This is a genomic window from Desulfosalsimonas sp., assembly GCF_055149105.1.
Genome location: NZ_JBSRLA010000086.1, coordinates 1 through 12,065, shown reverse-complemented (window position 1 = coordinate 12,065; position 12,065 = coordinate 1). Strand labels below are relative to the sequence as shown.

11 protein-coding genes are annotated in these 12,065 nt (G+C 55.4%); 9 read left to right on the top strand and 2 right to left on the bottom strand.

Annotation, left to right across the window (positions count from 1 at the left end; translation table 11 throughout):
• The first annotated feature begins 121 nt into the window (after nt 1–121).
• From ACTCIA_RS15315 to ACTCIA_RS15275, 9 genes are all read left to right on the top strand, one after another.
• Nucleotides 122–1,531, top strand: a complete 1,410-nt coding sequence (locus ACTCIA_RS15315; RefSeq protein WP_463002675.1) for a sigma-54 interaction domain-containing protein — start codon at nt 122–124, stop codon at nt 1,529–1,531.
• A gap of 431 nt (nt 1,532–1,962) precedes the next feature.
• On the top strand, nt 1,963–2,319 hold the full coding sequence (gene trxA / locus ACTCIA_RS15310; protein ID WP_463002674.1) for a thioredoxin: 357 nt from the start codon (nt 1,963–1,965) through the stop codon (nt 2,317–2,319).
• Between the two features lie 3 nt (nt 2,320–2,322).
• Nucleotides 2,323–2,580, top strand: a complete 258-nt coding sequence (locus ACTCIA_RS15305; RefSeq protein WP_463002673.1) for a hypothetical protein — start codon at nt 2,323–2,325, stop codon at nt 2,578–2,580.
• Nucleotides 2,581–2,586: 6 nt separating this feature from the next.
• Nucleotides 2,587–3,711, top strand: coding sequence for a tetrathionate reductase family octaheme c-type cytochrome (locus tag ACTCIA_RS15300; protein ID WP_463002677.1), 1,125 nt, complete (start codon nt 2,587–2,589; stop codon nt 3,709–3,711).
• A 51-nt stretch (nt 3,712–3,762) separates the two neighbouring features.
• Nucleotides 3,763–4,122 carry a DsrE family protein gene (locus ACTCIA_RS15295; protein ID WP_463002672.1) on the top strand — a complete coding sequence of 120 codons (360 nt, stop codon included), beginning with the start codon at nt 3,763–3,765 and terminating at the stop codon, nt 4,120–4,122.
• Between the two features lie 39 nt (nt 4,123–4,161).
• Complete coding sequence (locus tag ACTCIA_RS15290; RefSeq protein WP_463002671.1) at nt 4,162–5,058, top strand: ATP-grasp domain-containing protein; 897 nt, start codon at nt 4,162–4,164, stop codon at nt 5,056–5,058.
• The gene (locus ACTCIA_RS15285; protein WP_463002670.1) at nt 5,055–6,188 is read left to right on the top strand and encodes a hypothetical protein; all 1,134 of its coding nucleotides are present in this window, start codon (nt 5,055–5,057) and stop codon (nt 6,186–6,188) included. Before ACTCIA_RS15290 ends, ACTCIA_RS15285 begins: the two co-directional genes overlap by 4 nt.
• Nucleotides 6,189–6,291: 103 nt before the next feature.
• On the top strand, nt 6,292–7,890 hold the full coding sequence (locus tag ACTCIA_RS15280) for an adenylate/guanylate cyclase domain-containing protein (RefSeq protein WP_463002669.1): 1,599 nt from the start codon (nt 6,292–6,294) through the stop codon (nt 7,888–7,890).
• Nucleotides 7,883–9,595: an adenylate/guanylate cyclase domain-containing protein gene (locus tag ACTCIA_RS15275; RefSeq protein WP_463002668.1), complete on the top strand. Its 1,713-nt coding sequence runs from the start codon at nt 7,883–7,885 to the stop codon at nt 9,593–9,595. The genes ACTCIA_RS15280 and ACTCIA_RS15275 overlap by 8 nt, the downstream gene beginning before the upstream one ends.
• A 126-nt stretch (nt 9,596–9,721) precedes the next feature.
• On the opposite strand, the gene ACTCIA_RS15270 is transcribed toward ACTCIA_RS15275, so the two are convergent.
• Both ACTCIA_RS15270 and ACTCIA_RS15265 read right to left on the bottom strand, forming a co-directional pair.
• Nucleotides 9,722–10,648, bottom strand: coding sequence for an acyltransferase (locus tag ACTCIA_RS15270; protein WP_463002667.1), 927 nt, complete (start codon nt 10,646–10,648; stop codon nt 9,722–9,724).
• A 97-nt stretch (nt 10,649–10,745) separates the two neighbouring features.
• Entirely contained in the window at nt 10,746–11,471 is a 726-nt protein-coding gene (locus ACTCIA_RS15265; protein ID WP_463002676.1) for a B12-binding domain-containing radical SAM protein, read from the bottom strand.
• Nucleotides 11,472–12,065: the final 594 nt, after the last annotated feature.

Below are 12,065 nucleotides of genomic sequence, written 5' to 3'. Positions count from 1 at the left end.
TTTCACGTACGGCTAAGTACGCTGCATTCTTCGAAATTGCGCAAGCCTTGATCTTGAACTTTTTACGGCACCATCTGAAATCAGACTTTTTACGAAGCCTTCAGGTATGGAGCATCAGATAATGCACCGGGAAGATCAAAACGGGGTATGGGACAGCCGGTTTGCCGGCCTTTTGCTGGAAACCATGGGCGAAGGGGTTTTCACCCTGGATTCCGAAGGGCGCATTACATCCTGGAATCCGGCCATGGAAAGGCTTTCCGGATACCGGGCAGGGGAAGCCATTGGCTGTTATTGTTCATTGCTGGCGTTCAGCCGGTGTTTCGGCCGGGAATGTCCGGCAAATATACATGAATGCCAGATATATAAAAAAGGGGAAGTGCAGCCCTCTGAATGTCAGTTAAAACATAAGGACGGTCACCGGGTTTCGGTAATCAAAAACGCCCGGGTTCTAAAAGACGAGGAAAATCGGATTATCGGGGTGGTTGAGACCCTGACGGATTTAACCGAGCTGACCGCTGCCCGGCGAAAGGCCGAGGAAGCCCAGCAGAAGCTTCTTGAAAAACATCAGTTCCACAATATTATTGGCAAAAGCCATGCCATGCGGGAGGTTTTCCAGGCCCTTCGCATGGCGGCCAAAAGTGATGCCTCGGTGCTGCTGCAGGGTGAAAGCGGCACAGGCAAGGAACTGGCGGCCGGGGCGATTCATTACAACAGCGACCGGAGCAAGGGGCCCCTGGTGGTGGTCAATTGCAGCGCCCTTTCCGAGTCGCTTCTGGAAAGCGAGTTGTTCGGCCATGTGCGCGGCGCTTTTACCGGCGCCCACAGGGACCGGGTGGGACGGTTTGAGGAAGCCCACGGGGGTACCATCCTGCTCGATGAGATCGGAGAGGTCAGCCCCCTGATCCAGCTCAAGCTGCTGCGGGTGCTTCAGGAGCGCCAGATCGAACGGGTCGGGGAGACCAGTTCCCGGCATCTGGATATCCGGGTGATTGCCGCCACCCATAAGGATCTCTACAGCCTTGTGCGTGAGGGCAATTTCCGGGAAGACCTGTTTTACCGGCTCAAGGTGTTTCCTGTGTTTCTTCCGCCGCTTCGCAGCCGCAGGGAGGATATTCCGCTGCTGGTACGTCATTTTATCGATAGTTTTAACACCAAAACCGGCAAGGGCATTTCCGGTCTGAGCCATGACGCCATGCAGCTGATGATGGATTATAACTGGCCCGGCAATGTCCGGGAGCTGGAAAACGCCATTGAGCATGCCTTTGTCCTTTGCGAAACCGAATGGATCGACGTGTTTGATCTGCCGGTGGAAATCCGGCAGATGGAATTGGATACCCTGTCGGCCAACCCCCCTCACAGCGGTGCTGTTCATAAGTATAAAAAACTGACCCGGGAGTCTTTGACGGCGCTGCTGCAGGAATGCGGATGGAACAAGGCAGAGGCGGCCCGCCGGCTGGGAAAGAGCCGGACGTCTGTTTGGAAGTACATGAAGAAATTTGATATTCCTATGGAACCGCCTGAAACTGTCTGATTGAAACTTCTTCTCAGTAACTTCGTTCAAAGTTCAAGGTTCAAAGTTCAAGGTTCAGCTTTTCAGCATGCGCTAAAAAGTTATTTGCAGGGTTCAGTCCCGGGCCGCGGCCCGGGGAGGAACATTTCCAAGAAAGCCCAAGGTCGCGGGCGGAAAAACTGACCCGGACCTTGGGCTTTTTTCCTGACAAACATCAGTGGATGTGAGAAGTTTTTACAGGGGTGTCAATACCGGGTCTTTGAGCAAACGGATTGTGGCGAAGATAACGTTACTTTAGCGTTACAATAAACAAGGATGTGTTGCCGGACAGGCGCAAAAAACTTTTGCCCCAATTGGCGCAAATTTTTGTTGCGGAATAATTGTTTGAATTTATAATTTTTTATGAATGCGCCCGGAGTGGCAAAAAAAATGGCACAATTATTGATAGAGATATGGAAAAAACAAAGGGGGGCGCATTCATGGGGCCGGAAAAGCTGGAAAACAGTGAGAATTTCCGTCATGCTACGCAAAAGGGAGTCTGCCTGGTGGATTTCAATGCACCGTGGTGCGGACCGTGCAAGGCCCAGGCACCCATTGTCGATCAGATTGCCGATGATTTTGCCGGCCGCGTACGGGTAGTGGAAATCAATGTTTCTGAAAACCGGGAAGTGGCAAAACAGTTTGGCATTTACAGCATCCCCACCCTGGTTGTTCTCAAAAACGGCCGGGAACAGGAACGCTTTGTGGGGATGCAGCCCAGGGAAGCCCTTGCGGGGGCTCTTGAACGTGCCGCGGAAAAAGGAGAGTAAAATATGAAAAAATGGATTATAGGGGTCCTGGCAGCGGCCATGTTAGCGGGTCCGGCCATGGCGGTGGATCACAGCAATTATATCCATGACGATTTTGAATCCGGCCCTGAGGTCACGGAAACCTGCCTGCACTGCCATGCCGAGGAGGGAAAGGAAGTGCTGGAATCCGCCCACTGGCTGTGGAAGGGGCCTTCGCCCCATGTGTTGGGGCTTGAAGAAGGCCGGCAGCTGGGCAAAAGGGATTTGATGAACAATTACTGAGTCAGCATTGAGTCCAATTGGTGCAGGTGCACCAAATGTCACGCCGGGTACGGCATGGAAGACGAGACCTTCGACTTTAAGGATGGCGCGGCCGTGGACTGTCTGGTCTGCCACGACCAGACCGGCAAGTATGCCGGCAGCAAGGGACAGTGCGGGTACACGGATGGTTCTGTTGATCTGCTCGAAGTCGCCCAAAGCGTGGGCAAGCCCACCCGTTCCAATTGCGGTTCCTGTCATTGGTACGGCGGCGGGGGCAACAATGTCAAGCACGGAGACATGGATGCGGCCCTGGCAGATCCCTCACGGGAGCATGACGTGCACATGGGCGGCATGGATTTTCAGTGCCAGGACTGTCACACCACAGAGAATCACAAGATTGCCGGCAGAAGCACCACATCATCTGTCAGTGAAGGACCCGTGGCGTGCACGGACTGCCATGACAGCCGGCCCCATGACAAGTCTTCTGCAATGCTTTCCAGGTTAAACGATCACACGGATACGGTCTCCTGCGAGGCCTGCCATATTCCGGAATACGCAAAGGATGCGCCCACCACAACACTCTGGGACTGGTCCCAGAGCGGCGGAGAGGACAAGGTCCTGGAAAACAACGGGAAAAAGAAAAGAATCCTGAGCAAGAAAAAAGGGCTGCTGATCCGGGAAAAAAATCTGACCCCCGAATATGAGTGGTACAACGGCACTCACAAGCGGTATCTCAAGGGAGATCCCATCAACCGGGGAGCCGGCACCCGGATCAATCCGCCCCAGGGCGATATCCATGACCCGGAAGCCAAAATTACGCCCTACAAGATCATGAAAGGCGTGGAACCGGCCGATCCGGTCAACGGACATTTGATCGTGCCCAAACTTTTTGGCGATGGCGGTTATTTTGAAACCTATGACTGGGTTGATGCATCGAAAAAAGGCATGGCTGCGGCGGGCCTGGATTTTTCCGGGGAAGTGGTTTTTGTGGAAACCATCATGCACTGGCGGCTGAATCATCAGGTAGCCCCCAAGGAGGAGGCATTTTCCTGCCTGGACTGCCACGGCTGTGACAAGGTGATGGATTTCCGCGCCCTGGGATATGAAGGTGATCCGGCCGACGTGGGCGGCCGCTTTGCAGGGCGGCAGTAAATTTGCTCCGGTATTGGAGATACAGACCAACAAAGTTTAAAGGAGATGGATATGACAAACAATGTGGTGATCTGTCTGTCTTGCGGCACAGACAATCCCAACCGGGCCACCCGGGCCGTGCACCTGGCCACTGTGGCCCACAAGGAAGGAAAGAATGTCACACTGTTTCTGCTTGATGAAGCGGTCTATATTGCAAAAAAAGGCCTTGCCGACAATCTGCGGGCAGCCACGGGCGATGTGGCAGATGATCTGATCGCCTACCTGCAGGCCCATGAGGTGCCCATTCTGGCCTGTACTCCGTGTGCAAAGGCCAGGCGGATTGCCGGGGAGGATTTGATCGATGGCGCCCGCTTGGGTACGGCTGCGGAATTGATTCAATTGTCCTGTGATGCCGCAGTGATCAGCTTGTGATCCCGGTGCAGGACCCAAACCTTTCTGGAAAGCGCTGCCATGGACATCGGTGTTATCACGGTCAGAGACAGTGATTATCCGCCCAACCGGCGGCTTCTGGAAGCCGCGAAGAAGCAGGGATGCGCACTGGGCCTTGTTGATCCGTACCGGGCCGGCCCATGGATTTTCCGGGGACGGGCCGGTATGGGCGGGACCCTGGCCGGCACCCTGCCGAGGGTGATTCTGCCCCGGCAGGGCGCGCAGATCGGGGCTTCGAGCCTGACCGTGCTCAGTCAGTTCATGGCCATGAATGTCCCTTTGGTCAACAAAGTGGCCGCCATCCGGACGGCGGCCAACAAATTTCTGACCCTCCAGGCCCTTGCCGCCTGCGGGCTGCCGGTGCCGGACACGGTGTTTGCCCACAGTGCCCGGCTGTTTTATGCCGGAATGGAGCATTTGAACAGCTTTCCCCTGGTGGTCAAAAAACTCAGCAGCCGACAGGGCAAAGACGTTTTTCTTCTGGAAAACAGCCGGGATGCGGATCAATTCATTATCGGGCACATGGAAACGGGCCAGGGGCTTTTGCTCCAGGAGTTTATCCCTCCGGCAGGGCGCACGGATCTGCGGGTGCTGGTCATCGGGGAAAAAATTGCCGGGGCCATGGCCCTGGAGCCGGCAGAAGGGGATTTTCGGTCCAACTTTCACGTATCGGGCAGAAGCCGGCCCTTTGAATTGAGCCGGGAAATCGAGCAAATGGCCCTGGCCGCAGCCCGGGCGGTGGGTCTTGATATTGCGGGCGTGGATATTATTATAGACAGCCGGGGCGGGGCCAGGGTCATTGAGGTGAACTACTCGCCGGGTTTCAGGGGTCTTGAGGCTGCAACCGGAGACGATATTGCCATGCGGATCATTGATTTCTGCCTCACCCGTGCCCGGAAAACGGATAGCCTGTTTTGAAGATTCAAGATCTGGAACTGGAAAAAAAAGACAAGGGGCGCAGGGCCCGGGCCACCGTGGTGTGGGAGGACTGTGATCAGCCGGACAAAGAGATTTTTATCGAGGCCCCGGATCGTTTGGGCAGCAGCCTGAACGCCGATGCCAATGCCTTTGTCACAGGCTGCATCATACCGGCCCTGCATTTCGGGGAAAAACGCATAGCCGTGGACGGCACTGTCTGCCCGTTTCTGATGGAAGGGCTGTCGGCTGTGATGTCCCTGATGCGGGTCTGGACCCGGCAACGATACAAGCCACTGGCAATAGAGCCGGCCGGTATTTCAAAAAGCGCTGACAACGCCGGTGAGCCCGGGCGTCATGCCGCAATGTTTTATTCCGGCGGGATTGACTCCATTGCCGCACTTTGGCGCAACATGGCCCAATACCCGAAATCCCATCCCGCAAGGGTGCGGGACTGTCTTTTCGTGCATGGGTTTGATATCGGCGGGGTGCCGGCCCGGGGAATGAAATATCACGTGTTTGACCGGGGCCTTGCGGCCATGGAACGGGTGACGGCCGCAGCCGGGGTCAACACCATTGCCGTGTATACCAATATCCGCCACTTGTGCGATGACCGGGATTTGTGGCTCAACCGGTTTTTCGGGGCGGTGCTGGCGGCCGTGGCCCACGGATTTTCCTCCAGGGTCAATCTTTTCTACATTGCTTCATCCTATGATTTTGACAATCTGGGGCCGTGCGGCAGCCATCCCATGCTTGATCCCGAGTATTCCAGTTATGACCTGCGCATCCGGCACCGGGACGCGGACTTGTCCAGGCTGGACAAACTGCGCATGGTGACCCGGTGGAAACCGGGCTTTGATAATTTCCGTGTGTGTCTGGCCAACGTGGAGGACCGGCTCAACTGCGGCCGGTGTGAAAAATGCGTCCGGACCATGACCGGACTGGCGGCCCTTGGGGCTTTGCACAAGACCCGGGCATTTGTGCAAGACGATGTGACCCCGGAGATGTTTGATGCTTTTAAGATCAATATCCGCCACAGGGAACCTTTTTACCTGGAGCTGCTGCCCCTGCTCAGGCAGCAGGGGAGAATGGATCTGGTGGAAACCATAGAGCGCAAACTGGCGGAAAAATAGGGCACTGCAATGCATCAGACATTATTTGTACAGTTTCTGAGCCGGTCGTGTCGGGGATGGTGGGACCCGGCCAATGTGATCGCGCATCCCGGAGGGGCGGAAAATGCAGTATGAACCGGCAAACGGGGAGTTTCCCCGTCTGAAAATTTATTTCCACCTATACCTGCGCAATATTTCTGCCAACCTGCTCGGGTTTGTCATTATCCTGGTACTCAATTTTTTTACCCCCATGACCTCCGGCTGGGTGGGCCGAACGCTTCTGGAAAACGGCGAGGGTCATTATCTGATCAGTCTCTTTCCGTTTATTCTGATTATTATCGCGGTGCTCCAGTACCAGGTCCAGTGCCCGGTCTGTCTTTATCTGACCGCCAGGGCGCAGGGTCTGCCCTGCGACCAGTACAGCCGCCAATATGTGCAGCGGCGGATATTGAACCTGCCGTTAATCCTGGCGGCTGCGAACCTGGCGGTCTATATCGTTGTGCCTGCAGTCCTGATCGTCTATATTTTGTTTTTCACACCCGGGGCCATGAACGGCAAAATCGCGGCTCTTTTGTTTTTCCGGTCCGTGATGATCGGCCTGATCACCGCAAGCCTTTCCTTTTTTATTGTGGAGAGCTATACCCGGCATATTTCCATTCCCCTGGTGTTTCCCGACGGCGGACTCACAGAGGTGCCCGGTGCCTTCCGGGTCAATGTCATGCGCAGAATCCGACTGCTGAACCTGGCCGGCACCCTGACGCCCATGCTGATCCTGGTGGTGACCCTGGCCTTTGTTGTATGGGATGTGCTTGGAACGCCGGAGTTTTCCGCACAACTGGTCCTGGATATCTTTTTTTTCACTATTGTGCTTTGTGCCATTTTTGTTGCCATTGGCTTCCGGCTCAATGTGCTTGTGGGCCGCTCCGTGCGCGAGCCCATTGATGCCATGCTCAGGGTGGTGGAAAAGGTGGAGCAGGGGGATTTTTCCCAGCGCATCCGGGTGGTGTCCAATGATGAGCTCGGCGAGCTGGCAGAAGCGGGCAACCGGATGATCCAGGGCCTTGCCGAGCGGGAGCGGGTACGCGAATCCTTCGGCCGGTATGTGACTCCGGAAATCCGGGACAAAATCCTCTCCGGTGAAATCCCGCTGGACGGTGAAAGAAAGCAGGCCACCATGCTGTTTGCCGATTTGCGGGGATTCAGCAGTTACGTGGAATCCCATTCACCCGAGGAAGTCATATTGAGCATGCGGGAATATTTTACCTTCATGGAAAAGGCGGTGCGGGATCACGGCGGACTGGTGCTGCAGTTTGTGGGAGATGAGATCGAGGCGGTGTTCGGCGTCCCCCTGGAGGTTGATGATCATGCGGACAAGGCCGTGCATGCCGCTCTGCAGATGCGCCAAAGCCTTTCCCGTTTCAACCAGGCCCGGCAGCAGGAAGGCAAATTGGTTTTCAAGCACGGGGTGGGCATCTGTTCCGGGCCGGTATTGGCGGGAAATACGGGCAGCAAGGATCATCCGGCCTACGGTCTGATCGGTGATACCGTCAACAAGGCCTCCCGGATCCAGGAACTGACCAAGGATTTTTCCTGTGAAATTTTGATTGCCCGGCAGACCCGGGAACTTCTCCAGGGGGGATTTGATCTCCGGGCGCGCGGTGAACATGCAGTAGAGGGCCATTTTTACAAGGTAGAGGCCTTTGAAGTGATCGGTCATGCGTAACACCTTGAGAAAACGAATGGCCGTGTTTTTGATTCTGCCCACGGCCCTGCTGCTTTTTGCCATGGGTTTTGCCGGTTTTCTTTATGCCCGGAACCTGCTTGTGGATCAATGGCGCCAGACCGCTGTGCTCCGGCTGGAGCGGGCGGCGCATTACATGGACATGCGCCTTGCCCGGGTGGCTGAATGGATTGGCCTGTTTGATGAAGCCGCAAATGATCCAGGGGGGGAAGATGCCCGGAAGTTTATTTTATCCCGCCTGGAAAGCCTGCAGGGAGTGATCTCCGTGCGTCTGGTTCACAACCCGGAGCCCCGGGACACTCAGCCGGAGGCGGCCCGGCAGCGGCCCGGCAAAGGCGGCTCGCTGACCAAGCTTTACAGGGGAACCCTTTCTGAAATCACCCTGCCGCGTTATGAGGCCGGCGGCGGACAGGAGACCGTGTTCCTGATTTCCGAGTTTTCGAATCCTGAAACAGGACAGCCCGGAAGACTTGAGGTCTCGGTTCGTTTTGACTACCTGATGAAAGATGTGGAAAACCTGGGGTGGTGGCAGAGCCGCCAGGTTTGCCTGGTGGACAGCAGGGGCCGGTATCTTGCCCATAGCGAGGCCATGGGGGGCCATCGCAACCGGCTCGGGGAAACCGGGGATCCGGTGGAACTGGCGGTTTTGGAGCAGATGCAGGAAAAATCCCACGGTACCTGGCTTGGAAGCGGCCGGCCTCCGGAGATGGTTGCCGGTTTTTACTGGCTCGGTCAGGCCCCCTGGGTTTTGATCATGTATGCCCCGGGAAAGCAGATCCTGGCGCCCATCATTGAATTTCGTTTTTATTTTGCCATTGCCGGGGGGCTGTGTATAGCAGTGATCCTGCTTTTGATAAACTTTGCCGGCGGCCGGATGGTTCGCCGGATTCAGAAGCTTTTGCAGGCCTTTCAGATGGTGGCAAAAGGCTCCTACATGGTAAGGCTTCCGGTTTCCTCCACGGATGAAATCGGCCGGCTGGAGGCGGGGTTTAACGAGATGGTCGATGGCTTAAAGGAACTGGATTTTATACGGGATACCTTTGGCCGTTATGTGGATCGCGAAGTGGCCCGGGAATTGCTCAAAAGACCCGAAGCCTCACGCCTGGGCGGGCAGAAGCGCGAGGTTGCGATACTGATGTCTGATATCCGGGGCTTTACAGCCTTTTCCGAAGCCCTGAGTCCCGAGGAGACCATCGGGATGCTGAACCATTATTTCGGGCGCATGATCGATGTGATCCATGAGCATAAGGGTATAATTGTGGATTTTTACGGCGACGGGGTCCTGGTGTTTTTTGACCCGCACGACGGCCCTGTTGCCCCGGCAGCAGCCCGGGCCGTGCAGTGCAGCCTGGCCATGCAGCGCAGCATGGTCCGGTTAAATCAAGAAATGGAAAGCAAACCCCTGTCTTCCGCCCTGGAAACGCGCATAGCGGTCCATGCCGGATCCGTGGTGGTGGGCAATATCGGATCAGCCAGCCGGTCAAAATATGGCATTGTCGGCCTGGCGGTCAATATGACCCAGCGCATGGAGACTGAAATTCAGGGCGGACAGATTGTGGTTTCCCGGAGAATTTCCGAGTTGCTCGGTGACGCCCTTGTTGTGAAACCTCCCTTTACTGCGCGGTTCAAAGGGATCCAGGATGCCGTGACCCTTTATCTGCTTGAGGATTTCAGGCCGCCGGAATAAGGAGTGCCGTGCAGCCCCCTTCCTGTGCTTTCCTTATCCGGCCCGGTTTGCCGGGCAGTTTTTATTTATGCATCGGCAGTATTCGTATGACCTGATATGTCTGCCTGAGGTTGGATGCCTGCCGGGTCATGGGTTTCCTCCCTTTGCTTGGGCATATTTCTGAAGAATTTCTGTGATCTGCCGGTCCTTTTCATCCCACAGGGCATTTAGCCACTGCTGGAAACGCTGCCTGAATTCAGGGTCGGTTTCAGCGCCGGGCCGCGCAAATTCCCGTGGGATTTCTATTCGTTTTGCCCGCATCACCACCCGGGGTATTTTGCCCTTGAGAAAGTCCCAGAAAGGCAGCGGGGCCTTGTTTTCGGGATACACCAGAGTGACGTCGATAATGGCATCCAGATTCTCTCCCATGGCCGAAAGTACCGTTGCCACACCGCCGGCCCGGGGCTTTAACAGGTGTTGGTAGGGCGAGTTCTGGTATTGACGCTTTTTTTCGTCAAAACGGGTGCCTTCAACGAAATTGATCACCGATATGGGGGCTTTTTTGAACTTTTCGCAGTATTTGCGGGTGGTTTCCAGGTCCCTTCCCTTTAATTCCGGATGTTTTTCTATAAACTGCTTTGAATAACGCTTCATGAACGGAAAATCCAGGGCCCACCAGGCGATGCCCAGAAGCGGAACCCAGATGAGCTGGCGTTTGAGAAAAAATTTGAGAAAGGGGATTCTGTGTTTCCAAACATGCTGCAGGACCAGAATATCGGCCCAGGAACGGTGATTGGAAAGCACCAGGTAAGAGGCTGTTGAATCAAATCCGTCCACTCCCTGCACGTCCCAGGCGATATCCTGGGTTAGGTACAGGATAAGGGTGTTGAGGTAAATCCAGATCCAGGCAATGCCTGTCAGTATCCGGGTGAGAAAATGGCGGGTGCCTTCATGGGGGATCAGGGTTTTGAGGACAACAAAGGGCAGCAGAGTGGTAAAAGCGCCCACTGTGTTGCCGGTATATAAAAGCAGGGCAATGGCGCCGCGGAGCGGGCCGGGCAGAAATCCCAACATAGGTACCCCCTGTGTCCGTTGATGTAAGGTATTCCCAAAATACTTTTTGATATCACAGGGGCAGATTGGAAATCAAGCCCGCGGTCCGCAGAACAGGTCACGCCGGGCTTTTTTTCCGGGGCGGATTTTCAAAGGAGCGCATGGCTGAAAGCATGTCCGGAAGATGCCTGGCCATGCGCCACAGGCTGTGGCGGTGCTGCCACAGCCGGCGAGAAAATTTTTTCCGCCAGTACGGGTCTGAGTAAAACCGTTTGACATGTTCGTTGTAAAGCCGGTCAAGCACTTGTCTGGAGCCGATTTCCGACGGGACAAAAACAAAATTCAGGCAGTTCATTTTGCGCCAGTCCTCTTCCAGAGCGCCATGATCGGCAATGGTCTTCCAGACCGGGGCTCCGTGAAACGGGGTAAACTTGGCCATGTTCATGTCATCTAAGCCCAAAGACATGACAAAATCACTGGTTTTGCGGATCGATTCAACGCTTTCCCCGGGCAGTCCCATCATAAACAGGCCCTTGGCCCGCAGCCCCGCGGCCTGAATCCGCCGGACCGTATCTTTGACCGCATCAAGGTAGACCCCGGGTTTATGGACTTCCAGCAGATCCGGATCACCGGTTTCAATGCCCAGAGACACCATGAGGCATCCGGCCGCCTTGAGCATTTCCAGCAGCTCGTCGTCTGTGTGACCCACGCGCGCTGCACAGTTAAACTGCATGCCCAGGGGTCTGGATGCCAGAAGATCGCACAAACGGGCAATTCGGTCCCGCCGGAGGGTGAACAGGTCGTCGTAGATGTTTAAATGGCGAATCCCAAAGCGGGTGCGCAGCCGTCAATTGCCCGGTTCGGACGGCTAGCATATTCGATGCACGGGAAGGTAACAACTCGTGTTCTGCTCGAATGTAAAAGTCACAGCTGCTGATATGGGTGTGATCATATTGGTGGGAACGACCTGAGTGGCAAGCAAAACTGGAGGCCTGAACATAAAGAAATATCTGCAGCCCCGAAATCGCACACCGTACTGAAGTCGTTGTACGGGTAATTGCAAGTAGCCGACCTTGTCGCAATTAAGGGAAGGCCGATGTTCTATGGGAAGAAACGGGTAAAAGCACCATGGGATCTGCCGGGGTAGGGGGTCAAGCATCCAGTGAAAGACTTGTAGAGATAACGCCGGGAAGGGCCATCTCCCAGCAGGGGCTGGTAGCAACCTGCAAAGACCAATTGTATAGGGTACAACTAAAGCAATAGGAGGGTTTTGGTCTGGCGCATGAGCCCGTAAGAGCAATGAAGGGGGGGGGTAATGCCCACCGACGTATCGCTAAGATGATACGCTGTAAGAGGTAACACCTTGAGCAGGCGAAGGGGCTCTGGGCACTTGGTGGATCTATGAGACGGTTTCGGGCGCTGAACCGGAATTGCTGTT

Coding starts and splice junctions, on each gene's coding strand:
- ACTCIA_RS15315 (WP_463002675.1), top strand. CDS start 122: ATGCACCGGGAAGATCAAAACGGGGTATGGGACAGCCGGTTTGCCGGC.
- trxA (WP_463002674.1), top strand. CDS start 1,963: ATGGAAAAAACAAAGGGGGGCGCATTCATGGGGCCGGAAAAGCTGGAA.
- ACTCIA_RS15305 (WP_463002673.1), top strand. CDS start 2,323: ATGAAAAAATGGATTATAGGGGTCCTGGCAGCGGCCATGTTAGCGGGT.
- ACTCIA_RS15295 (WP_463002672.1), top strand. CDS start 3,763: ATGACAAACAATGTGGTGATCTGTCTGTCTTGCGGCACAGACAATCCC.
- ACTCIA_RS15290 (WP_463002671.1), top strand. CDS start 4,162: ATGGACATCGGTGTTATCACGGTCAGAGACAGTGATTATCCGCCCAAC.
- ACTCIA_RS15280 (WP_463002669.1), top strand. CDS start 6,292: ATGCAGTATGAACCGGCAAACGGGGAGTTTCCCCGTCTGAAAATTTAT.
- ACTCIA_RS15275 (WP_463002668.1), top strand. CDS start 7,883: ATGCGTAACACCTTGAGAAAACGAATGGCCGTGTTTTTGATTCTGCCC.
- ACTCIA_RS15270 (WP_463002667.1), bottom strand. CDS start 10,648: ATGTTGGGATTTCTGCCCGGCCCGCTCCGCGGCGCCATTGCCCTGCTT.